At 26.0% G+C, this 24,879-nt stretch carries 25 protein-coding genes and 1 riboswitch; of the genes, 16 read left to right on the top strand and 9 right to left on the bottom strand.

Annotation, left to right across the window (positions count from 1 at the left end; translation table 11 throughout):
- Positions 1-84: 84 nt before the first annotated feature.
- The 4 genes from IC173_RS11170 to IC173_RS11155 all read right to left on the bottom strand — a co-directional run bounded on the left by IC173_RS11170 (position 85) and on the right by IC173_RS11155 (position 3,727).
- On the bottom strand, positions 85-885 hold the full coding sequence (locus IC173_RS11170) for a PIG-L family deacetylase (RefSeq protein WP_227432720.1): 801 nt from the start codon (positions 883-885) through the stop codon (positions 85-87).
- A 410-nt stretch (positions 886-1,295) separates the two neighbouring features.
- Positions 1,296-2,495, bottom strand: a complete 1,200-nt coding sequence (locus IC173_RS11165; protein WP_227432721.1) for a hypothetical protein — start codon at positions 2,493-2,495, stop codon at positions 1,296-1,298.
- A 30-nt stretch (positions 2,496-2,525) separates the two neighbouring features.
- Entirely contained in the window at positions 2,526-3,128 is a 603-nt protein-coding gene (locus IC173_RS11160) for a DUF3794 domain-containing protein (protein WP_227855553.1), read from the bottom strand.
- A 26-nt stretch (positions 3,129-3,154) separates the two neighbouring features.
- Positions 3,155-3,727 carry a DUF3794 domain-containing protein gene (locus IC173_RS11155; RefSeq protein ID WP_227482784.1) on the bottom strand — a complete coding sequence of 191 codons (573 nt, stop codon included), beginning with the start codon at positions 3,725-3,727 and terminating at the stop codon, positions 3,155-3,157.
- Between the two features lie 198 nt (positions 3,728-3,925).
- Here IC173_RS11155 and IC173_RS11150 point away from each other — a divergent pair, with 198 nt between their 5' ends.
- Positions 3,926-4,531, top strand: coding sequence for a DUF3794 domain-containing protein (locus tag IC173_RS11150; RefSeq protein ID WP_227482783.1), 606 nt, complete (start codon positions 3,926-3,928; stop codon positions 4,529-4,531).
- A 508-nt stretch (positions 4,532-5,039) separates the two neighbouring features.
- Here the strand turns inward: IC173_RS11150 and IC173_RS11145 are convergent.
- Both IC173_RS11145 and IC173_RS11140 read right to left on the bottom strand, forming a co-directional pair.
- Complete coding sequence (locus IC173_RS11145; RefSeq protein ID WP_227432725.1) at positions 5,040-5,843, bottom strand: hypothetical protein; 804 nt, start codon at positions 5,841-5,843, stop codon at positions 5,040-5,042.
- A 611-nt stretch (positions 5,844-6,454) separates the two neighbouring features.
- Positions 6,455-6,631, bottom strand: coding sequence for a hypothetical protein (locus tag IC173_RS11140; protein ID WP_227824125.1), 177 nt, complete (start codon positions 6,629-6,631; stop codon positions 6,455-6,457).
- A gap of 52 nt (positions 6,632-6,683) precedes the next feature.
- Positions 6,684-6,780, bottom strand: a riboswitch (cyclic di-GMP riboswitch).
- A gap of 209 nt (positions 6,781-6,989) precedes the next feature.
- Here IC173_RS11140 and IC173_RS11135 point away from each other — a divergent pair.
- From IC173_RS11135 to IC173_RS11130, 3 genes are all read left to right on the top strand, one after another.
- A complete protein-coding gene (locus IC173_RS11135; protein WP_227855552.1) occupies positions 6,990-7,367 on the top strand; it encodes a BlaI/MecI/CopY family transcriptional regulator in 378 nt (125 codons plus the stop codon).
- A 394-nt stretch (positions 7,368-7,761) separates the two neighbouring features.
- Complete coding sequence (locus IC173_RS20735; protein WP_255606499.1) at positions 7,762-7,887, top strand: hypothetical protein; 126 nt, start codon at positions 7,762-7,764, stop codon at positions 7,885-7,887.
- Between the two features lie 268 nt (positions 7,888-8,155).
- Positions 8,156-8,308, top strand: a complete 153-nt coding sequence (locus IC173_RS11130; RefSeq protein ID WP_227835762.1) for a type I toxin-antitoxin system toxin — start codon at positions 8,156-8,158, stop codon at positions 8,306-8,308.
- A 216-nt stretch (positions 8,309-8,524) separates the two neighbouring features.
- Here the strand turns inward: IC173_RS11130 and IC173_RS11125 are convergent, their stop codons facing one another.
- Positions 8,525-8,701: a DUF6530 family protein gene (locus IC173_RS11125; protein WP_227855551.1), complete on the bottom strand. Its 177-nt coding sequence runs from the start codon at positions 8,699-8,701 to the stop codon at positions 8,525-8,527.
- A gap of 895 nt (positions 8,702-9,596) precedes the next feature.
- On the opposite strand from IC173_RS11125, the gene IC173_RS11120 reads away from it, so the two are divergent.
- The 7 genes from IC173_RS11120 (at position 9,597) to IC173_RS11090 (ending at position 14,764) form a co-directional block, all read left to right on the top strand.
- Complete coding sequence (locus IC173_RS11120) at positions 9,597-10,289, top strand: response regulator transcription factor (protein WP_227432729.1); 693 nt, start codon at positions 9,597-9,599, stop codon at positions 10,287-10,289.
- A gap of 195 nt (positions 10,290-10,484) precedes the next feature.
- On the top strand, positions 10,485-12,554 hold the full coding sequence (locus tag IC173_RS11115) for a sensor histidine kinase (protein ID WP_255613371.1): 2,070 nt from the start codon (positions 10,485-10,487) through the stop codon (positions 12,552-12,554).
- A gap of 468 nt (positions 12,555-13,022) precedes the next feature.
- On the top strand, positions 13,023-13,385 hold the full coding sequence (locus tag IC173_RS11110) for a hypothetical protein (protein WP_227855549.1): 363 nt from the start codon (positions 13,023-13,025) through the stop codon (positions 13,383-13,385).
- A gap of 12 nt (positions 13,386-13,397) precedes the next feature.
- The gene (locus tag IC173_RS11105) at positions 13,398-13,628 is read left to right on the top strand and encodes a TetR/AcrR family transcriptional regulator (RefSeq protein WP_227855548.1); all 231 of its coding nucleotides are present in this window, start codon (positions 13,398-13,400) and stop codon (positions 13,626-13,628) included.
- A 44-nt stretch (positions 13,629-13,672) separates the two neighbouring features.
- Positions 13,673-14,026 (top strand): hypothetical protein, encoded by a 354-nt coding sequence (locus tag IC173_RS11100; RefSeq protein WP_227855547.1) that lies wholly within the window; start codon positions 13,673-13,675, stop codon positions 14,024-14,026.
- Positions 14,019-14,321 (top strand): hypothetical protein, encoded by a 303-nt coding sequence (locus IC173_RS11095; protein WP_227855546.1) that lies wholly within the window; start codon positions 14,019-14,021, stop codon positions 14,319-14,321. Before IC173_RS11100 ends, IC173_RS11095 begins: the two co-directional genes overlap by 8 nt.
- Entirely contained in the window at positions 14,297-14,764 is a 468-nt protein-coding gene (locus IC173_RS11090) for a DNA alkylation repair protein (RefSeq protein WP_227855545.1), read from the top strand. Before IC173_RS11095 ends, IC173_RS11090 begins: the two co-directional genes overlap by 25 nt.
- Positions 14,765-14,959: 195 nt before the next feature.
- On the opposite strand, the gene IC173_RS11085 is transcribed toward IC173_RS11090, so the two are convergent.
- Entirely contained in the window at positions 14,960-16,048 is a 1,089-nt protein-coding gene (locus IC173_RS11085) for a DUF2185 domain-containing protein (protein WP_227855544.1), read from the bottom strand.
- A 441-nt stretch (positions 16,049-16,489) separates the two neighbouring features.
- Here IC173_RS11085 and IC173_RS11080 point away from each other — a divergent pair, with 441 nt between their 5' ends.
- The 4 genes from IC173_RS11080 to IC173_RS11065 all read left to right on the top strand — a co-directional run bounded on the left by IC173_RS11080 (position 16,490) and on the right by IC173_RS11065 (position 20,848).
- Positions 16,490-18,409, top strand: a complete 1,920-nt coding sequence (locus tag IC173_RS11080) for a BglG family transcription antiterminator (protein ID WP_227432735.1) — start codon at positions 16,490-16,492, stop codon at positions 18,407-18,409.
- A 12-nt stretch (positions 18,410-18,421) separates the two neighbouring features.
- On the top strand, positions 18,422-18,700 hold the full coding sequence (locus IC173_RS11075) for a PTS sugar transporter subunit IIB (protein WP_227432736.1): 279 nt from the start codon (positions 18,422-18,424) through the stop codon (positions 18,698-18,700).
- A gap of 145 nt (positions 18,701-18,845) precedes the next feature.
- A complete protein-coding gene (locus IC173_RS11070) occupies positions 18,846-20,105 on the top strand; it encodes a PTS ascorbate transporter subunit IIC (RefSeq protein ID WP_227432737.1) in 1,260 nt (419 codons plus the stop codon).
- Between the two features lie 2 nt (positions 20,106-20,107).
- On the top strand, positions 20,108-20,848 hold the full coding sequence (locus IC173_RS11065) for an SIS domain-containing protein (protein WP_227432738.1): 741 nt from the start codon (positions 20,108-20,110) through the stop codon (positions 20,846-20,848).
- Positions 20,849-21,075: 227 nt separating this feature from the next.
- On the opposite strand, the gene IC173_RS11060 is transcribed toward IC173_RS11065, so the two are convergent.
- Positions 21,076-21,498, bottom strand: a complete 423-nt coding sequence (locus IC173_RS11060; RefSeq protein WP_227432739.1) for a DUF3284 domain-containing protein — start codon at positions 21,496-21,498, stop codon at positions 21,076-21,078.
- A gap of 483 nt (positions 21,499-21,981) precedes the next feature.
- On the opposite strand from IC173_RS11060, the gene IC173_RS11055 reads away from it, so the two are divergent.
- Positions 21,982-24,879 (top strand): sigma 54-interacting transcriptional regulator, encoded by a 2,898-nt coding sequence (locus tag IC173_RS11055; protein WP_227482773.1) that lies wholly within the window; start codon positions 21,982-21,984, stop codon positions 24,877-24,879.

The following is a 24,879-nucleotide window of genomic DNA, read 5'->3' as shown; positions in this document are numbered from 1 at the left end:
AATATATTAACAAATATAAATAACAAAGGAATTTCATAATTATTAAGAATTTATAACAAATATTTATTTTAAAATAAATATTTGTTATAAATTAGGAGTGTGGAGTATAGCAGGAACATTTTTATCACTTAATAATTTATCAAAAGATTTGTGGTCAGATTTATAACCAATACCCTCTCTACATTCTGATTCATCAATAAGTTTATATTGTTCACATGCATTTTTAACTTTTTCATAGTCCTCAATAGAATGAGCTTTATAAACTATCTTGTTGTTAAAACTTATTTCATGAGCAAACTTAGGTTTTACAAAGTATTTGGCATCTTTGATTTGACCAGAGTTATATAGACCTTGAATAACAGAGCCATTTTTTATGTGTTGTAAATGGTCATCTAACTTGTAAGTATGTGCTATATGGGTTACACTTTTAAATTTTTTTTCAAAAGTAATTGCAATTTCTTCCATAGAGTTAAAATTAGTAGTACCATTTACATTTTTTTCTGGTAAGATTATTATGTTTTCTCTTTTTACTCCTAGATTATTAAGAGAAGCTAAGAACTCTCTATTTCTGTATTCTGATTTTTGGCTATCTGTAAGAGTTTCATATTTTTTATATCTATCAAAAACAGATATACCACATCCAGTAGATACTAAAACCACAAATACATTATTTTGTCCTCTTTCTTTTACAGCATTTACAATAGCACTACCAGCCCACAATACCTCATCATCTTGATGTTGAACATAGAAAACAACATAATCTTTAAACTTTCTATTACTATAATTAACATAGCTATTAAAACCTGTTAAAATTAAGCATAAAACTAAAATGATAGATAAAATTCCATACTTATTTATAGTAAACTTCTTGTTTTTAAGAGTCATTTAATCATCTCCTGAAAAGCTGTCTTACTTATATTATCAATCAAAGTATTAAAAATTATTTCTTAGAAATCAAAAAATATAGAGTAGATTAATGGAATAAAATTTTTTGTTAACTAAACTAAAAATTTAAAAAATTTATATAGAAGTAAGAAAAAAGAAGGGATGGTTTATTGGAATAAACTTATAAATAAGCTAAATATCTACTTGACGTTTTATGAATTATTGAATCTAAGCGTACGTGGCACAAAGACTATTTTTTCATTGCTTTCATTTAGTGAGGTATTAAGTATTTAAACTAAATTCAAAGGCGTAAATTTGGTATTATTAACGCCTTTGAAAATTTAGATACTGTTATTAATTTAGTTTGTTTATATTACTTTATATAGTATACTAGTAAAATAGTATTAACTTTAATTACACAACGATTTTAATTGTGCTTTTAAGAATAATGTTATATTTTTAAATATAGTTCTTTCATCAAGATCATTTACATATATATCTTCAATACATGAATCTACAATAAATTCCTCACATAAATCCACTTCTATGTCTAACTTAGGATTATATCTGTAACCATTTATTGTAACTACTGGTCTTCCAGGTGGTGAAATAACTATTCCTTCTTCATATGTCAAGCATTCAAATTTGGCATATGGAATTATATATGCTAAAAATGGTACTTCATAATGTGCAGAATGAACTGATTGTTCATCTACTAGAGCAGTATATACTATTTTCTGTTTTAATAAACCATTTACTATTAGTTTTCTTCCATTTAAGCATGTTCCTTCAGCATTTTGTAGTATTGCAAATGCACTAGTCTTGTCACAATCGATTGGTATTCTACTTAAACTTTCAACAAGTATAATTAATATACCATTTTCTCCAATTAATATCTCAAATGAAGGTGTAATGATATTATTAATTATTGTTTGTAAAGTTGTTATTAATATTTCTATTAATGGTCCTTCAAGTGTACTAACTGTTTCAAATATATCATTGATAACAATTTGTATAGATTTTAGTAATCTTATTAAATCGTCTGTTCTGCATATTATAGAATTAAGAGATTCGCATACTATTCTTGCTATATCAGTTTGAATTGTATTTAACAAATTATCAATATCAAATAAAATAGAATTCACAGATGGTTGAACTAAATCTAGTAATCTTTGTAACTTAGCTAATAAAGGATTTATAATCTCACCTAATCCAGGTATTAAAGGTATAGCATCCTTAATTGTTGATATTAAATCATTTATTCCACCAATCAATGTATTAATTGTTGTCTGTATATTTGTTGCTAGAAACGCATCTAATATAGCTTCTATTTTATTCAATATATCCAAGCTAATATATAAATTATATGATTTATATGCAAATGGAGTTTCTATAAGTTTTACTGAAGTAATTGTTGCACTTGCATAAACTTGATCTATATTTTCTATATCAGGTTTTAATCTTGGGATGGGAAGTATCTCAGGAATTGAAATCTCTGTCCAATTTAAGTTTTCTTTTTTACATCCATTCATATTTAATTTTGATACATCACATATACCTAAAGTTTTGATATTAAAGTCACATTCACAAGTTTTTTTATTACATCCCATTTTTATTCCTCCTCATTTTATTTAAATTACTTAACATATTTTTGATGCCTTTATAAAAATAGTTGTATTTTTAAAGACACTTCTTTCTGATAATACACATGCATATATGTCCTCTATATATGCTGTTATTTTAAATTGTTGGTATAGTGGTGTATTTTTCTCTATTATTATAAATACTGAAAATGGTATATTAAAATCTGCAGAATGAACTGATTGTTCACCTAGTGCTGCTGTATAGATTATCTTTTGTCTTAGTAGTCCCTCTATTATTAGTTTTTTTCCTGTCAAATTTGTACATTCTCCATTTGGTATAGTTTCTCCTGGTATATAGTATCCATTACATGAGTTGTATCCGTTTACCAAAGGTGTTTTTATTACTCTTTGAGATATTATATCTACACAAGAATGTACTTCAACTATATCTTCTATATTTGGCTTTTGTGATGGTATATCTACTGTTTCTGATACAAAAAACTCTGTCCATTTGTTTTTATCTTCAGGACAGGGGCATTGCAAAACTTTTTCTATTTTTGATTCTGGATAGACACCAACAATATTTAATATCTTATCATCGCAACAGCATTTATCATGGAATTGATAAGATGTGCCATTTGTATAATTAGAATTTAACATTTCCTCTACTCCTTATTTTTATAATTTTATAATGTATTTCTTGGTATTGCATATAATAATAATGTTGTATATTTAGAGATAGTTCTTGCATCTAATAGGCTTACAGACAAATCTTCTATACACGCATTTACTTGATAGTCTACATCAAGTGAGTCTAATTTCATTGATTTTGTGCCCTTATTAAAAGTAATTTTCTGTGGTATAACTATATAGCTTGAAAATGGTACATAAAAATGTGCAGAATGAACTGATTGAGATCTTTCATCAGCTGTATAAGATATTTTTTGACACAATTCACCCTCAACAATAATTTTTCTTCCTGTAGAGATTTTTCCTTCTAAGTTTGGTATAAAATCACAATTAGCATCTAAAGGTGATACAGGTGTTTTTACTACTTTTGTTCTCAATATATTCACTGATACATTAACTGAATTTATCTGTTCAATATCTGGTTTTTGTATTGGGATACTTAATGTTTCTGGTATATACATCTGAAACCAATAAGGATATTGACTTATAACCTGTGTAACATCGTCTATGTCACATAAACCGCTTACATCAATTAAATCCATATTACAAGCACATGCATTACTATTCATATTTATCTCTCCTTATATAATTTATTGAAAGTTTTTACCTCTCAATATAATTTATTTAAATTTCGACTTTTTGTTACATGTTTTTAAGATTTTTTATTTTTTTAGCTTTTTTATAACAATATATGATTTTATATCATATATAAAATGTATATAGAAACTTTAATCTCTATATAATTATAAAATTAAGGAGATATTTATATGAATGAAAGTATTTTAAAAACGGGAATTACACCCTTAGAAGACTATCCAGATAACAAATGTATGAAATACTATAAAGAATTTATAGAAGATGATATACTATGTGTTCCAACACAAAAACCAGATATAGAATGTATTAATGAAGTAAGTGTAAAGATATGCATAGAAGATAAGGAGATTATTAACACTATACTAGGGCCAAAATTAGTTATAAAAGGATTTAAAAATATTAAGATTATATATACAGGAGATAATTGTCAGCAGTCTCTTCATTCTGCACATTGGAGTATACCATTTTGTCAATTTATCTTGCTAAAAGATTTGAGGTATGATAAGTGTGATAATATTATAGAAACTATTTTTGTTGGAATAGAGAATATTTGTGTAAAACACTTTGATTGTAGAATGATTGATTTATCACTATTATTTATAATTTGTCCACAACTTCGTAATTGTAATAATTGTAAATGCTGTAGAAGTTATTGTATGCATAATCCAAATTTATGCTATTATGATAATGATGACTGTTCAGATAGTTGTAATAATGTTACACAATGTAAATATAGTCTTAGTGATAAATATAATAGTAAAATTAGATACAAATAAATATTTAAATAAGAGACAATAGGTATATTTACATATATTTATTGTCTTTTTATTAAATTAAAGTCAGTTTATATAAGAGAAAATTTAACAATTACTATAAATAGATATATAATAAATTAATATAATATAGTATTATTAAACTTATAATTGTTACTATTTGAGTTAAAATATTGGAAAAAATTATATATCAGTAAATTTAAGATAATAAAAAAAGACCTCAATTACATATAAAAATAAGGTCTTTTTATAGATTTCAAAAAAGTAAAAATATTATAGATTTTTACTTATACAAAAGAAGCTATCTCTTTTAGATTTTTAAACCTATTGAAGTAACTTCTTCTGTATTATAGTTTGTATATTATTATAAAATATTTCAAATAGCTAAAAAGTCATATTATTTGTATTATTCTATATATTTAGCTATCAAAATATATTAGATAAAAATAACAAGTTCTATTATAGTTAATAGAGCTTTTGAAAGATTTTATTTTGTATAAAAATAAGATTTTTAGTAGTTTCTATTACATTTACATTTTTTTGTATAGCATTGTTTTTTGTACTTATCAAAGCATTCTTGTATATCATCTTCATAATTGTTTATATAAGATGAGTTTTCATGATAAATATTACAATAGTCACAGCCGTGATGTTCATCATGTTTACATTTTTTTGAACCACATTTTATAAATGCAATGGCTAATTTAATTAGTTCATCAATTAACTCTTCTATTTCATCCAATTCTTTTTCTAAATCACAAATTAGACAATCGCAGAAAGAAGATCTTACATCTTTTTCATCATTGCATGAAATGCAATCACTACAGAATATTAACAGTATAATTATTTTAGCTATAATAGATATTATTAAAAGTATAATTTGTACCAATAAGCAAAATAATTTTCCTACTAAAAATTCACAGTTATCATTACAACTTATTTGCCTTATAGCTTCAGCTAAACACTCAGACAATCTAAAAGCTCTTTTTAATTCTTCTCTAAGTTTGCAGTTTTTTACATAATTAGAATCTATTAGAGATTCTAATTCTTCGGAAAGTTCATTTAATATGCCATTATCTAAATTGAAACTTAAATCTTTCTGAAAATCTAATTTAACTTTTGCATCATATAAATCATAACTTTCGCCAACTAAAAAATATTTTATTATTCTCCATATTTGACAAGGTGTTAAATAAACTCTTGTATTTGCATCTAAATATTTCTCCTCTGTTAATCCAATTACTAATTTCATTAAATCACTAGAATATGATTCTAAATTATTTTTATAATATTCTAAACTCTTTGTATTATCCACTCTTTACCACTCCTATATATATATTAGGATAAATTCAATATCCTAATATATATATATGACTTGAGTACCTTTATGATACAAATAAAAACAAAATTTTACATTAATATATATAAAAATGCTATTTCCAATTGAATTATATAATTTTTTTATATTTTGTGTAAATATATGAATAAACATGTGAAAGAACTTTTATGCAATAGAGGTATAATAACTAAATTTAAGCATCCCTTAGATATAGATAAATTTATAAATTGTAATGGTGATAAATAATAATTTTGTTGTAAATGAAAATGATGTATAGAAGGCATTAACTAATATTATAGAAGTATTAGATTCTAAAAATAAAGAAATTAGGGTAAATACAAATATAAATATATTAAAAGTCTAACTTATTTCAGATTTGAATAGAAACAAAGTTATGTACGAAATGAAGGCAAACAGCAGTCCATGTGTTCTTTGATTTCGTACTTAAATAAAATCTCAAAATTATATCATGTTTTAATAAAAAATAAAACTGTGAATGCTAGAAATATATTTTAATTAATTTTTTAACAGAGTAGTATTTAAAAGTAGATAAAACTAAAAAGGGTTTTCTAGAAAATAAGGTCTATTTAATTATACTTACTTACCAATACCATCACTTGATGCAAACAAGATTCTACTATATTTTCTCCGTACTCTAGTATAAAATCATCTAACTGTGTATCTATAAAATCACAATAATCATATGAACTACCAATATAAGCAGTTAACATATGTGTACATCTATCCATTTTATCTCTAAACATATATTATTATCCCCCTAAAAAACTTTCATAAAAACAAAAAGAAAAATATCTTTTTGGCAACTGGCTGACATAACTTATAATATACTTTACAAGTCTTAGTCCCTATAGCTTTGCGTCACTAAATTTCTCTAGTTTTGCCGATTTAGTTTTATTCTACAACTACAATAATACAACAGAATTAGTTATTATTCAACATGATTGTTTGAAAATTGGATAAATTTATAAATATGAACGTCATTTTACTTAAAAAAAACATACTAAATATATAGATTTTATGGTAAAAATTACCTGTATCAATTATGATTAGAAGCTTCTATTATTAATTTGAACTAGACAGAATTTGAGGGAGTGACAAAATGTGGAAGAAGAAATATTAATAGAACAGTTAGTAAGAGCAGAATTTGTGGTAATGTGCTATCTATGGGAAAAAGATTCTTTGATATCTAAAAAAGAAATAATAAGAGACATAAAGCAGATATATGGATGGCATAAGAGTACAATAAAAATAATATTAAAAGGATTAATTTGTAAGGATTTTTTAGCTAGAGATATTATAAGATTTCAATCGCATTATAAAATAATAATAACTAGTGAAGAGTATGATACTTTCAAGAAAAAAGTATTAAAATCTACTAAAAACAGAAAAATTATACGTTCTCTTACGACTACACATAAGTCCATAAGTAAACAAAAACTATATTATTTAGAAGAGTATTATAGGAATTTTGAAGAATGACTTGGAATAAATTGCAAAAATATTTATATAAATTCTCTTGTTTAGAAAACTTTATTGAGATAGAATTTATATATATATAAATCAATAATTTAAAAAATGAAAATGATAGATAATTAAATAATAAAAACAATGAAGGTATGAAAGTATAAGTTTTTGTACCTTTATTTTATTTATTATTCTGAACATATTTTAAAGATAAAAAATGTAGATAATATATCATTAATTAAAAAATAACAAAGAAATCTAAATTATGAGAGGTATATTTATAGAAAATAATGATATTAAACTTACAATATGTATATTTGCTTTTGTAATTGGAATAATAGTGTTATTTTGCTGTATAGCCTTAGGGCAATTTAATATAGATTGTATTATGTGACAAAATGGTGGAACAATGGATACCAACCAATACAATGTATATTTAGAACAATCTATTTCACAATATAGAAATTTTGGTTCTATATTGGCTTTACTAGGAGGAATAGGAATACTGTTTGATAAAAGTGTTAGAAAAGATTAAAAGAGTAAAAAATATTCTTAGTGATTATATTGTTGGTGTAATTAATACTAATAGAGATTAGAGTAAAGATATAAGAATAAAGAAGCACCTACTTAAATGGTAGGCGCTTTTGCTTTGTTCAAATTTGCTTAGTTAAATATATAATAGGTAAAATATATAAAAGTTATATGTTATAATCTTTTTAGCAAGAAGATGTAATCTACAATTTATAGAGTGGAGTTCATATAAAAGATTATCCTCCCAAGGTATAGAAGGGAGGTGAATATGTATGGATAATTTTTTACAGGGCATACTAGCCAGTTTAGTTGCCAGTTTAATAGTTTACTTAATTAGTAAGTTATTTAAAAAAGTAAAAAGCCACTCTGGCAGGAGTGACTTTAGTTTTGAACTAAAAATCAAGTTCAAAAAGAATAAACATTAGTATTTGAACTTCACTCTACGTCTAAATAGATTGTAGTTCTTCTTGTTTTTATTATACCACAAATTGGTACACATATTCAAAAATAATATTATTATGATATAATAAAAATATAGAAGTTTTGCAGTGTGCGATTTTTCTACTAAAGTATAGTTTAACAGTTGGAATATAAGGTGTTGAGAGAATTTGATAAATGTTATCAATTGCACTATTAGCCGCTCACTGCAAATTTAAGAGAGTTGTATATGTGTAAGTATTGGAAATGCTCAATTTATTTTGGGGTTTTCCTAAAGACAAAGCTTTTGCATCAGAATTGTTTGCATACTTTTCATCAATTCTATCATAATTATCTACTGCTACTATAGGTTTATGTGACAAATACTCAGCTACTCTCATTTTATCAATATCCTTTTATTTAAAAATTTTATTAAATTCATTCTAATAAACAATATAATAAATGCCAATAAAATAAATAAATTTATTAGTAACATATTTAGTAATTATATTGAAATAACTAGATTATATAAAAAATACAACTAAGGTATATGCAATTCATATAGGTTATATGGTAAAAATTAGATGGATATATTCAGCTAAATTCTCTTATTTGAAAAACTTTAGTGATAGTGGATGAAGATAAATTAATTGAACTCGAAGAATATTTTAAGAATTTGAAATAAAAAAATGACAAATAGATACATAATAAACAAAATGAAGGTATGAAATTATAACTTTTTCTACTTTCATTTTGTTTATTATTCTGAACATGTTAAAAAAATGAAATAAGTTTATCTTCTGTTTATATAAATTTTAATAGGATATGTATAGTATATAGTAGATAGGATGTATAAAAATTGAATTTAAATAAGTAGCTATTATTGCAGTGAAATAAATGCTTCTAAGTATATTCAGGAGGAAGAATGGTGGAAGAAAATTAGTAAAATATGATTCTTCCACCATTCTTCCTCCTAGAAAATAAAAACTACTCAATAAGAATTAATATACATTAATTCAGCTGAATCCAATCAAAATACTTAAATGAAAGTAATCTGAAAACAACATAATTCAAATTAATTAATTCAAATAAACCTCAATTTATCTTAAATCTTAAGAAATATTTAAGATTTAGGATAATATTTTCTTAAGATTTATATTCTATTATATAGATATAAAGAAAAATTATAAAAATGTAAGATAATACAATATAACAATTTAGTCATTATTGAGAAAGGGAGTGAAAGATATTGTATAATAAATATAAGGATTATTATACAATAGAGGAAGTGAAAATATGTACAATATATTAGTAGTAGATGATGATAAAGAGATTGTTGATTCAATAGAGATATATCTTAAATCAGAAGGATTTAAAATACATAAAGCATATGATGGAATGAAAGCATTAGAAGTAATAACAAAAAATGATATCCATCTAATCTTAATGGACATAATGATGCCTAAATTAGATGGAATCAAAGCAACTGTAAAAATACGTGAAGAAAGAAATATACCAATAATTTTAATCTCAGCAAAAAGTGAAGATACAGATAAAATAATGGGATTAAACATTGGAGCTGACGATTATATAACAAAACCATTTAATCTATTAGAACTTGTAGCTAGAGTAAAATCAAACTTAAGGCGATATGTAACCTTAGGTAACTATGAAGATACATGTAAAGAAATTTTAAAAAGTGGGGCTCTAGAGCTAAATACATTGACAAAAGAAGTTAAGATTGATGGCGAAAATATAAAAATGACACCAATTGAATATAAAATAATTGAACTTCTTTTAGAAAATAAAGGACGAGTCTTCTCGATAGATGAGATATACGAAAAAGTATGGAATGAAGAAAGTTTTAATTCAGAAAATACAGTAGCAGTACACATTAGACGAATAAGAGAAAAGATTGAAATAAATCCAAAAGAACCAAGATTTTTAAAGGTGGTGTGGGGAGTTGGTTATAAGATTGAAAAATTTTAGCGGAAAACTTATGAAAGAAAAGAGTTTAATATTTAATTGCATTTTGATTTTAGTCGTTTTTACTTTTACACAAATATTAGGAATTCTTATATGTTTTAACTTCTTCTCAAGTAGCTTAGTGTACTCTATGGGAATTATGCTTGTATTGAATTTTATTTTATATAAGATATTGACGATGTAGATGAGGTGAACAACTTGGAAAAATATAGAGCATTAAAGTTAGTAGCATTAATAATAGTATCTATTTCGTTTCCATTAGCTATACTATTTGCATCAATAGGACTTGCTGAACCTAAACACAATATACAAAAAACTTCTACAAATAGTGGAATTTTTCGAATATCTGATGATTTTTATGACAGCAATATATTTGATGAAAGTACAATTCAAGATTTATTATATAATTTGAAACTATCTGTAAGTAGTGGATACACCAAAGAAGAAAAACTTAAATTAAATTATGAGGATTCAAAATCAGAAGGAAACGGAAAAAATGTTGCTTTAAATAATGATTATGATAACTTTGTAAATGATAAACTATCATCTATAGAATACTTAGACTCTTTAAAAAATGTAAAAATGTATATTAGAAATACATATACAGGAGAGTATTATACGAACACAATATATAATGATTTAGATGAATTTAAGCAAAACATAAAGGGTTATTGTGATGTAGAAATAATAGAAGGAGTAGAAAAAAGTTCCTATACTAAAAAACTAAATGGAAAAAAATCTGAATTAAATAATATCGATTTAAAACTAAATGGTATGGATAAAGCTTTTGAAGCCTATGTATCTTTTCCTAAAGAGTTAAGTATTGAAGATGGAATTGTATACAATAACTTTGAAACGTTTAAGCAAGCTACAGAAAAAGTGCAATTATTTTTTGTAGCTAGTTTAATTTTAGCTATTATATGTTTATTGTCCATTATATTATGTAAACGAATTAAATACAAGGCATTAAAGAAAGACAATGTATTTTTATTAATATACAATAAAATACCTATGGAATTTAATGCAGTAATAATAGTTACCTCAATAATACTTCTATTTCTGTATGTTATTGATACATCCTATGATATTTATATTATATTACTAATTTCTATAGCATCATTACTAATTTCAAATAATATATTTTTTATAACTGTTCAGTTAAGTCATTTAGAAAATAAAATATGTATATTTAAGTCAAGTATTATAGTAAGGGTGATTTTATGGTTAATAAAAACTGTAAGGGAGGTCATTAACGCTATAAAAAAAGTATCTTTAGCAAGAAAAGTTATTGGTATAGTAATAATATCTTTGGTTTTAACAATTGTAATTAGTGTTCAAAGTGTGAGCCTAGGATTGTTATTTTCTATATGTATATTTTTGGGTTTTGCACTTTATATAACCAAAAGGCTTTCTTATTTGAGTTATGTTATAGAAGGTACCGAAAAAATAAAAGATGGTGAATTAGACTATAAGATAAAAATTAGTGGAAATGATAATTTTACATCTTTAGCAGAAAATATAAATAATATTGGAGAAGGTCTGGATAAAGCAATAGAAGAACAGGTAAAAAGTGAAAGGATGAAATCTGACCTTATAACTAATGTATCTCATGATTTAAAAACTCCACTTACTTCTATAATAAATTATGTAGATTTAATTAAAAAAGAAGATTCTATACAACCAGAATATATAAACGATTATATAAATGTACTAGAATCAAAGTCAAAGAGGTTAAAATTATTGATAGAGGATTTATTTGAAGCAAGTAGAGTAAGTAGTGGAAATATAGAGTTACAAATTAGTAAAATTGATTTGGTGCAACTCTTAAGGCAAAGTATAGGTGAACTAGAAGAAAAGTTATCTACAAATAATTTAAGTATAAGACTAAATGTTCCAACTGAAAAAGTCTATATATGGGCAGATGGAAGAAGAATGTATAGAGTTTTTGAAAATCTATTGTCAAATATAGCTAAGTATTCTTTAGAAAGTACTAGAGTTTATATAGATGTTTATGAAAATGGTGACAATGTAAAGGTTGTTATGAAAAATATATCGTCATATGAGTTAAATTTTGACCCAAGTGAAATTATGGAAAGATTTAAAAGAGCTGACGAATCAAGAAATACTGAAGGTAGTGGGTTAGGACTTGCTATTGCAAGAGATTTAGTAAACTTACAAGGTGGAAAATTCTATATAGAGATAGATGGGGATTTGTTTAAAGCAAATTTAGAATTTCAAAAATATGAAGAAGAAATAAAGATAGATTAAAATAAAATTTCAAGATATAATATAATTTTTACAGAAAAATTAAGATATTGAAAGGTTTCTTACAAAACAATTATATAGATACTTTTAAAGAAAGGAATACTTTTAATTAATTTTATGAGAATATAGATAGATTTGTGTAAATATATTTTTCTTATTCAATATTACTGGAAATTTTGATATGCTCCCTTTATAAGTATACAGTTGAAATAATAACAAATGATGCTATGAAGGGAGTATATTTTTATGTCATGAAAATCTAAAATAGATTTTGAAATAAAAATTAAATCAGTTGAAATGTATTGTTTCGTACCACTCTTGTTGTTCAAAATGATGGTAACTGGAAGATTATAAGATAATTTAGATATTTCTTTTAAAATAAATTCTCAATCTCACTTATTCAAAAATATTTGACATACATACTGTACGTATGTTGTATTGATGATACCAAATATAAAGGAGCTTATTTTTATGAAAAATAGTTTTTATCCTGTACTAATGTGCAATGATATAAGAAAAGAAGCAGATTTTTTTATAGAATTATTTGATTTCAAGGAAACCTTTAATAGTGATTGGTATATTAGCTTAAAAGACAATGATGAATTTGAGTTGGCATTGATTGATAGTTCACATGATACAATACCTAAACTTTATAGAAAACAGTGTGAAGGCCTTATTCTTAATATTGAAGTTAATGATGTAAACACTGTATATTCAGAAGTAATTAGTAGAAAAAAATCATCACTTTTATTAGATATAAAAAATGAAGAATTTGGACAAAGACATTTTATTATTGAAACTCCAAGTAAAATTTTGGTGATATTATTCAAATAATTCCGCCATCAAATGAGTATCTTAAAAATTATAAGAAATCAGGTAAAGAAAATGAACAAAAATAAAAAAGAATTAGCATCTATAAATACTACAAAAAATTTGATTGCTATTGCACGTAATCATTTTTCTACTTATGGATATGAGAAGACATCATTAGAAGCTATCGCAGAAGAAGCTAATATGACTAGAGGTCAGTATATCACCATTTTAAAAATAAAAAAAACCTATTTAAAGCAGTTTTAAATCTTGTTCAGTAGGAAGTTGGATTAAATGTAGAAAAAGAAGCTATGAAATCCGAAGATATATGGGAACAGTTAATTTTAGGCTGTGTTGGATTTGTACAATCAGCTACTTTAGAATCTAACAAAAGAATATTATTAATCGAAGCACCCAATATTATAGAATGGACAGAGTGGAAAAAAATGGATAATGGGAATTCTGTTTTACTTTTGGAAGAACAACTCTTAGTTGCACAAAAAAATGGGAAATTAATAGAGTTTGATATTCATATGATTTCACATATGATTTCTGGTGCATTAAATGATTTATCTATTTTTCTTGCAGAAAGCAATATTTTAGATAAAAATCAAGTTTATAAAGCGATTTCTCATTTACTGACAGGGTTTAGAAAAGATGGCTAAGAAAGTGAAAGACTATTATGACATTGAATATGTAAACTTCTTAGCTGAAAAAATAAAATCAGTATATCCAGAATTTATTATTAATAAGTTTTTTTCATTGACAAAACCAACTATTGAATTGTTAGAATTCAATGAAAGGCAAGAGTTATTAGCAAATGCTTTAAAAAAGTCTATCAATTTAAACTATTCAGATACTATTAATGTTTTTGAGAAAATATTAGGTCCAGAGTTAGAAGGCAGTTTAGGCATGTTTACAGAGGGTTATTGGTTATGGCCCCCATTGGAAAGTATGTAGAGAAGTTTGGTGGAGAAAATTTTGAAGTAAGTACAACTTTCAGTAAGGAGTTGACAAAAAGATTTACTAGTGAATATTGTATGCGTACTATAATAAATAATTTTCCTGAACAGTCTATGGAATTGCTTTTAAAATGGAGTAAAGATAGTAATAAAAGAGTTCGTCGATTAGCCAGTGAATGCCTCAGAATACGGTTGCCATGGGCAAAAAAAATGTATGTTGCCTTAGAATACTTTGATACTTATTTTGAATTATTGTCTAATCTAAAAAATGATACAGATAAAACAATTCAAAAGAGTGTAGCAAATAATCTAAATGATTTATACAAAGAAGAGCAAGATAAATTTGAATTAATTATTTCTAGTTGGCAAACAGAAAATATAACAAAAGAATGTCAATGGATTATTAAGCATGCTTCAAGAACAAAAAATAAAAAGAAATAATGTTTGTAGTATTTATATTCAAAAATATGTCTAAAGATGATATCTTTCTAATGAAAAAAGGTAATTAAAAAGTAATTATAAAAAAACTCTATAAGAAAATTGTATTTTTCAAAATATTTTCTTATAGAGGCAAACATATATTGTGTATAATACTAATATTAATGATAAATTTAAACTGATAATCAACCTAATATCTTAAAAATATGTTGGATTCATAAATGGGATTACAAGTTCTGCGACCTCTCCATCTGCATCAAGCCCCCAATATCCGCTGTAAATACCATCACCTATACCGCTTGTGAACATAATTAATCTGTAGGATGTTTGTGGTAATTTTAAAAGTAAGAAATTGCCATTTTTATTCTGTAAATTTGGATGCATTTCATGACTTTTTTGAAAAAGTGTTGCAAAATAATCATTATATTTGTTTTTACCTGGATTTTCATTTTGCCATTTTGTTATAAAATTACTATACTCCTTTGCAACTTTTGCGTCTGAAAAACAGGCTAATCCTGTATCCACACCAAAGAAAGTCCATGCTCCTGACTTTCCAAAATCTTCGCATTTCTTTCCCTTTGGCATTGCAATTTCATACTTGATAGGTTTTTTGTCATTGATAATCAATCTTGATGCTGCAATTCTAAGTCCTGCAATTTTAGAATGGCAGATAGAAATTTCTACCGAATAACTTCCAACAGGTATTTTTCTTTCTAAATAAGTCATATATTCACTACCTAAATACGCAAGAGGGTCTGCAAGGACAACTTCTCCACTTGGGAAATCTGTTTCTCCTATAATGAATGGTTCAAGTTTCTCACTTCTTTGAAACAAGCTTTGAAAGAATTCTATTGAATAGTTTTCATGATTTAGAAATTTTAGGTTTTTTTCAAATGCTATTTGAGCAGGATGTTTAACTTGTTCTCTAATTTCTTTTCCTGTATTTGTATCAATAAAATATTTTCCACTTTTATTAGAGTGAAATTCTAAATCAGTTCCTATGGGCATATAAAAAATATTCAAAGTAGTTGGTTCAACGTTAATAAGTGTATTAAAATCTACAATTGCCATATTCTTGGGATTGTCTACATACTCTTGTGTATCTGTATCACCAAAAGCAATCCATCCATTTCCAAACTCACTATGCTCTCTAAAAAGCCACCTCAGTTTTGATGTTCCATTGAGAATCGATTTGCTGACAATACAGCCACCTGCCCCAGTAATATACTGCTTTACTTCTGATTTTTCGACTTTTGTTTCTTTTTTATTTTTGCTAAACAGTTCCATACGAATTCTCCTTACTTTCAAAAATTTCTTGATAATAAATATAATAGACATTATTTTATTTGATGGTTGATTTGTTATCTTTCAATTTATTTGTTAAATATATCGTATCATACCTTCATACTAAATTCTGTGTTTTTCTGATTTTAGCAAAGATACTTATTTCAATCTGTATGGTAATAATTGTATTTGATTGTATTAAATCATTACAGTACTATTTATTTAAGTAAACACAATTTAGAGATTTTTTACTCAGTATAGATTGTTTTTTTGAAAAAATAATCTATGCCATTCCCATATTTTTAAAAAAATACTTTTTAGTATCATTTATCTTTTAGATTAGGGTTAAACTGTGCAAAATTATAGAATAAGGTAAAATCATGTGCAATTATTTGGTATGGCACTATGTATGTAAAATATAGATAATAAAATTAAGGAGGCAGTATGAAGGAAAGGGCTAAAAAAATATTAGATTTTATTATTAAAAATAACAATGTAACATCACAAGAGCTACAAGAAAAGTTTAATGTATCAAAAAGAACTGTTTATTACGATATCCTATCTATAAATGAAGAACTAGGAAAAAGAGGTAATATAAAAAATATAAAGCACAAATTTATATTTGAAGGTAACTTAGGTAATGTAAGAAAAATAATTTCAGCTGAAGAAGATAAATTTCTAGATAGTGAATATAGAAAAACTTTTATATTAAACAAGATATTACATGATGAAAAAATATCAATAGAAAAACTAACAAATGAAATGTTACTTTCAAAAAACACAGTAGTACAAACAATAACTGATATAAAAAAGCACCTTCAAACAATGGGACTAAAATTAGAGTACAAGGGAAAGTACAAAGTAATAGGTGATGAATATGTTATTAGAGAACTTTTCTTGCTACTTACACAAGAAAATGTATTAGAAATTAATTCTATAAGTAAGGAAGTAACTGACTTTGATACAAAGGGATGCATAAACCTTACAGATTACTCTTTATTAAATTTAACTAAGTTTACAAAGTTTCTAAATAAAAGAATAAGAGATGGGAAAACCTTGTATTCTTATAAATATCTAAATGAAGCTAAAAAAATTAGTTACTTTAATAATTGTAAAGAACTTTTGTGTGAAGAAGCTAATGAAAATGAACAAGCCTATGTATGTGCTTATGTAAGTTCACTTCCTAGTTTAAATAGTGAAGTTAAGGAAGATGTTGTTGAAGAATATGTAGATAAACTTATAGACAAGTTTGAAGTAAATACAGCAATAAAATTAGAAAGTAAACATGAGTTTAAAAAAAATATTTTAAGGCACTTGCATTCTTCTTACAACAGAATAAGATTTAAGTTTCCTATTAGCAACCCTATGCTAGACGAAACGAAGTATAAACATAAGTCACTTTATAAGATTATAAAGTCAATTATAGAAAATGAAGAAGAGTTTCCTGTATTTGAAGGTATAAGAGAAGAAGAAATAGGATTTATAGCAGCATATTTTGGAGGATACTTAAGAGGTTCTAGAGATAATGGTCTAAGAAAGAATAAAGTTTTACTAGTTTGTCCTAATGGTCTTATGGTATCAAAGAGTTTGGAAATACAGCTATACAAATACATACCAACTATAGAAATAGTAGGTATAGTATCTATTAAGCAACTAAAAGAAGTAAATATATACTATGATTACATAATTACAACCATAGACATACAAAATGTAAGTAATGTAATAGTTGTGAATCCTCTTTTAACAACATCAGACATTCAATTACTGATGAACAAACTCATAAGTGTAAAAGAAAATGAGAAGTATTTCAATCTTGAACTGATAATACAGGCGATAAGAAAAAATGGAGTTATTAATAACGAAGAATCACTAAAAGCTGACTTATTAAACATAATACATAAGATAGATGAAGGAGAGATGTATCAACCAATGTTAAAGGAATTAATTAATGAAGATAGGGTCAATATAATAAAAAATGTTAAAGATTGGAAAGAAGCAATAAAAATAGCCTCAAAACCATTGTTAGAAGACAACTCTATAGAAGACTTGTATATAGAAAATATGATAAAGTCAGTTGAAAAGTATGGACCTTATATTGTTTTAGCTGATAGATTTGCTCTACCACATGCAAGTTCTAAAGAAGGGGTAAACAAACTTGCCATGTCTTTACTTATAGTAAAAGATGAGGTTGATTTATTAGGAAAGCCAGTGAATATATTTATGGTACTAGCTGCTATAGATAACACTACTCACATCAGAGCATTAGCATCACTTTCAGAAATGATGTATGAAGAAGAAAATATAAATTTAATAATTAATGGAGACAAAACCTCAATACTAGAACTTATAAATAAACAAAATTAGGAGGAATTTAAAATGAAAATATTAGCAGTATGTGGATTTGGTGTAGGTTCATCAATGGTATTAAAAATGACGATACAAAAGGTTTTAAAGCAGTTAAGTATAGAAGGTGAAGTAGAAAATACAGATATAAACTCAGCTAGAGGAGCTGATTGTGACTGTATATTTACAAGCCAAGAATTATTAAATGAATTAAAAGGAACTTGTAATGTACCAGTATATCCAGTTAAGAAGTATATGGACTTAGCAGAAGTTACAGAAGTTGTTCAAACCTTTTTAAATGATAAGAAATAGTATAAATTTAAAAAAGTAAATTTAAAAGTAAATTTAAGTTAATCGACATAAAATAAAAGCTTACTGAAATTAAAAATAGTAAGCAAGAGAGGGGGATTTTAGTGGTAGAAAACTTAAATAGTTAACCTATCACTAAAAAAATATAATGCTTGATTTTATTTCAAATAATATTTTACGTAATCCGTCTATGCTAATTGGATTAATAGCAGCATTTGGTCTTATATTACAGAAAAAGAAAGCATCAGATGTTATAAAGGGGGCATTACTTGCAGCTTTTGGAATCATAATTATGGAAACTGGAACAGGTATGTTAGTCAGTTCGATAGCACCAATTAATGGAGCTTTCCAAAGTATAAGTGGTGGTGCGGTAACAGAAGGTTTAAGTGATGTTACTTTTACTGCAAGTTATGGAGGAGTTATAGGTTTAGCTATGTTTGTAGGTCTAGCTCTTCATTTAATGATAGCAAGATTTACACCTATTAAGACAATCTTCTTAACAGGTCACATGCTTTACTGGTTTCCGTTTATATTTGTAGCATCAGGAGTTGAAGCTGGATTAGGTGGTGGAGTATTAATAGCTTTTGCAGCAGTACTATCAGCACTTTACTGGTCAATAATGCCATGGTTATTAAGAAAGTATGTATTTGACGTTATCGGAGATGAATCTTTTACACTAGGGCATCCAGCAGGTTGTTTAGCACTTGTATCAGGGTTTGTGGCTAAGTTAGTAGGAAATAAAGAAAAGTCTACAGAAGATATAAACATACCTCAAAGTTTATCATTCTTTAGAGAAATATCTATAAGTGGTGGAATGGCAGTATTTTTAATGTTTATAGTTGTTGGAATAGTAATACCAGGGGCATTTAAGGATGCTAATGAGTTTATTGGAACATATGCAATAAAGCAAGGTCTTTCTTTTGGGGCAGGTCTTATAATCATGCTTCATGGGGTAAGAATGTTAATAAATCAAATAATGCCAGCATTCCAAGGCATATCAGAAAAAGTTGTACCAAACGCACTACCAGCTTTTGACTGTCCAATACTATTTAACTATAAGCCAAATGCTGTATTAATAGGATTTTTAGTTGCTATGTTAACATCTACAGCTATGATTTTAATATGTAACTATTTCAATATATTTAACATGTTAATTATACCACTTGTTATAACTTCATTCTTTGAGTGCGGAGCAGCAGCAGTAATAGGAGAATCGCAAGGTGGTATACGTGGAGCTATAATAGGTACAGCTGTAGCTGCAATACTTATGGTAGCTTTAGTAGGAATATCTGCTGTAATTTACTCAGGAACTATTAAAAACTGGATACTAATATTTGGTGGTAACGACCTTTCATTATTTGGTATAATCAGTAAGTTTATAGGTTCATTATTTGGAGGAGTATTATAAGTATGAAATTTAAATACATAGATGAGATAAAAAGATTAATTGACATAATAGAAAATGAAGAAAAAGTCAATATGGAAAAAGCAGTACAAATCCTTGTTGAGGCAATAGAAAACAAAAGTGCTATATTTTCCTTTGGGGCTTCACATGCAGGAATACTAACAGAAGAATTATTCTACAGGGCAGGTGGCTGTGTTCTTATAAATCCAGTATTTGCAAAGTCTCTAATGCTAGATACAGCACCGATAACTCACACTAGTAAGATGGAAAGGCTAGAAGGATATGGTGCAGCTCTAGCTGATAAGACTCCAATTAAAGAAGGAGATGTAGTTATAGTTCACTCAGTATCTGGTAGAAATCCAGTAAGTATAGAGTTTGCTATAGAAGCTAAAAAAAAGATGGCAACAGTAATATGTATAACTAATTTAAATTATTCAAAGAGCGTATCTTCAAGACATTCTTCAAGAAAAAATCTTTATGAGATGTGTGATTTAGTAATAGATAATCATGGTCAAAAGGGAGATGCCTGTGTAGACATAGATGGACTAAATCAAAAAGTTAGTCCAACATCTACTGTAATTGCAACCACTGTTATGAATTCTATTATAGCTCAAGTTACTCAAGAGTTAGTTAATAGAGGGTTAAAGAATCCACCAATTTTTTATAGTGCAAATATAGACGGTGGAGATGAGTTAAATAAGAAGATTTTTGATGAGTATAAAGATGTAATCTACTATGAGTATTAAGGCGAATAAAGTATTTCAATAAGATTCAAAAGGTCTTAACAATGTAAATAAGTAGTATCTAAAAAAGCTGTAGGTAAAATCTACAGCTTTTATTATTGGGTAATCGCATAGAATAAAGATAATTAAAAGTACTCCTTATTTATCTTATAGTATAAATTATTTAACTATTTAATTTCTATAATAAATATATTTAATTGTTTTTAAGTACAATAGTATTTAATTTATATTTATGAATTAATCTTTTTATTTGCTAGTTCTAGTTCTAATTTTTTTATAAAATTATTAAATTCATCTGGTTGTCTTTTTCCAAATAAGATTCTTACAATAAGTGAATTAATTTTTCCAAATATATTTCTATCACTTTCACTTTCAGTGAAAATAAGTTTTGTATTTTCTAAATCAATATGTATAAGTTCATATCTAGTAATAAAACTTTCTCTGTTATTGCTTGTTTTTATCTCATATATTCTATTCTTCTCAAAATTAGTTATTTCAACCTTAAATCTTTTATTATTTTTTTGTTGTACAAATGTACCTACCGCCCTCTTCTCGTTAAAATTAGGGAAATTTAGTCTTGCAGATTTTATAAATATATTAAATATATCTTTTGCAGAGTATTTCAATAAAGCTTCAGATTTAAATGTTTTCATATTATTTTCCTCTCTGTGTGTAATTTTAATACTTGTAAATTATTTTTATAAATAAAATAGTATAATATGTCATATAAAGTCATGCCTCAGTTAGAGATATGATTAAATTACTGTGTATATGAGCATTTAATAAAATACTATTATATCGAATTAAAATTTAAAAACAGAAAGTGTTAAAAGCATAAGGGTTCATAAATTCTTTGTTGAGTAGATATATAATATTATATCTAATTAAATAAACTTTTCAATCCTAATTTTATAACTAATTTATATGATAATCTATATTATGAATTATAATATCAGCAATCAAAAACAGTTAATACATTTAGTAAATTACTAAATGTACAAAAAGCAAATGTTTATCAAAATGTATGAATGCTTATGAAAAAGTAGTCATTTACAAGCGTTGCAAAGAAAAAAAGTATTGAAATAAGTATGGCATGATAGTTGCTTATATATTTATCAAGAAAGGAGTTATCAAGCATGGAGTTGAGAGATAAACTTGTAAACATCATAAATACAGAAAATAAAAAAGACCCACTAACAGATGTTCAAATAGCAAAGTTTTTAAATACAACTAGAGAAAATATAACTAATCTAAGGAAAGAACTCAATATAAGTAATTCGAGACAAAGAAGATATCCTTATTTAAAGTCAGCGATTTCAGCAATATTGCAAAACAGCAAGGATATTTCTATTTCAGAAATTACCAGAGAGTTGATGACAGAAGGATTCAATATATCAAGAAGAGTTGTAGAGGAAATTTTACCTAAAGAAAGTTTAGAAATGGAAATCGTAGAGGTAATTGAAGAAAAATCAAGCGACCCGTTTGAAACTTTGATTGGAAATAAGGGAAGTCTTAGAAATGCTGTAGAACAAGCAAAGTCTGCTATATTGTATCCTCCAAAAGGTCTTCCCACTTTAATTGTAGGAGAAAGTGGAGTTGGTAAGAGTTTATTTTCTAAACATATGTATGAGTTTGCAAAGAAAAAAAAGGTAATAAAAGAAAATTCTAATTTTGTTGTATTTAACTGTGCTGATTACAGTGATAATCCACAATTATTGTTATCTTTATTATTTGGATATAAAAAAGGTGCATTTACAGGAGCTGAATATGATACACCAGGTCTTGTAGAAGAAGCTGATGGAGGAGTTTTATTTTTAGATGAAATTCATAGATTACCTCCAAAAGGTCAAGAAATACTATTTTCTATTTTAGACAGAGGCAAATTTAGAAGATTAGGTGAAACTAATGCTGAAAGAAAGGTAAGCATGATACTGATTGGAGCAACTACTGAAAACGTAGAGACTAATTTATTGTTGACATTTAGAAGAAGAATACCAATGCTAATAACATTACCATCATTACATGATAGACTGTTAAAAGAAAAAATAGACCTTATATACAATATCTTTCAACAAGAGTGTAACAGAATAAATGCAAAAATATTTGTAGATAAAAATGTGATTGAAATACTTGCATTAAAAAAATTTAGTGGAAATATAGGGCAATTACAAAATATGATTCAGGTTCTTTGTGCAAGAGCTTTTATGAAGTTTATAAATTCTAAAGATGAAGATTGTGAATCAATAGTAGTAGTAGATATAAATGAAGTTTTAAAGCTTAAGGATTCTTTCAAAGATGCTGCTTTTCAAGAGGTTGAATACACAGAAATAAGAAAGTATTTAAAAAATGCTATATTTATACCATTTAATGTAGAGGAATCCTCAATAAAAGAAAATATTGTGAATGATGAGTACATATTACCAGAGGATATATATAAAACAATTGAAAAGAAATATTATGATTTAAAGTCTCTAGATATTGAAGATATTGACATAGAAAACATTTTATGGACTTTTGTTTTAAATAGATTTGCTGACATAAAGTTTAATCTAGAAAACGATGAAGAAATCTTCTCAATGAGTGATTTAAATAGCTTTGTAAGTGATAGTCTAGTAAAACTGGTAAAAGAGCTAATGAATAATATAATTGAAAAAAATACTAATTTAGAAGTAAATAAAAATGCATTTAAATATCTAGCAATACATTTAGAAGAAGCAATAAAAAGGATTAAACTAAATCAAAAGATAATAAATGTAAACTTAGAAAAAATAAAAATAGATTTTTCAAAAGAATATGAAATAGCAAAACGCTTTGCAATAAAAATTGAAGATACAAATGAAATTAAGATTCCAGAAGATGAGATTGGATTTATAACACTTTATATAAAATCAGCCTTAAAGAATGAAGTAAAAAAAGATAAAGTTGGATTGATAATAATCTCTCATGGTCGTATAGCTACAGAAACTGTAAATGTTGTTAAAGAGCTTTTGGGAGTAAAATTTCCTGTGGCCATAGACATGCCTTTAGATGAAAAACCAATGAATATATATAACAAGGCGGTGGAGTTGTCAAAAATAATAGACCAAGGGAAAGGAATATTATTTCTAGTTGATATTGGGTCACTTACAAATATAGGACAAATAGTAAATAAGAGAACTAACATAAATACTAAAACTATTGATAGAGTAGATCTTTTAATGGCATTAGAAGCAGCTAGGAAAGTTTCTATGGGAGATGAAGAACTTGATGAAATGTTTTTTTCTCTTGTAAAAGATAGGATGGGATATAATTATGAACTGGAAAAGCATATAGATAAAACCAATGCAATTGTAGCCTTATGTCTTACTGGAGAGGGAACCGCTAAGTACATAAGCAAAACATTAGAAGAAAAGTACAACAATACTAAATGTTATCAAATGAGTGCTTTGGATGAGAATCTTCCCTATAAAATTGAAAAATTAAGAGAAAAAAATAATATATTAGCCATTGTTGGTACAATAAATCCCAAAATACCAGGTATAAATTTTATTCCATATAATAAAGATGTTTTTAAAAACCTAGATATATATCTTTCAAAAAAGCAAGATGATAGTCAAATTAAAGGATATGGAAGAATGCTTGATGAGGATTTAGTAATATTTGAGCCAGATATATATTTTAAAAAGGATTTACTAGAATATGTATGTTCAATTCTTATCAATAAAGGATATGTGGAAAAAGATTATTTGGATTCAGTTCTGCATAGAGAAGAAATGCTTCCAACTTATTCTAAAGGGGCTACAGGTGTACCTCATGGAGATTCTTCTACAGTAAATAGTACAAGATTTGTTTTTATTAAATTAAAAAACCCTATTGACTGGGGTGTAGGCAATGTGAATTTTGTATTTATGCCAGTTTTTAAGACTAATGATAAAGATATTGTTAAGAATGTTCTTGAAATTTTAAAAGATGAAAAGTTTATGAATAGTGCTAAACAGTGTTTTGATAAAGAAGATTTTAAGAAGATTATATTTGATAAATTTAAAAATATATAG

Origin of the sequence: Clostridioides sp. ES-S-0048-02 (assembly GCF_020658495.1) — a bacterium.
Lineage (GTDB): Bacteria > Bacillota > Clostridia > Peptostreptococcales > Peptostreptococcaceae > Clostridioides.
This window is presented reverse-complemented; position numbering and strand designations above follow the sequence as displayed.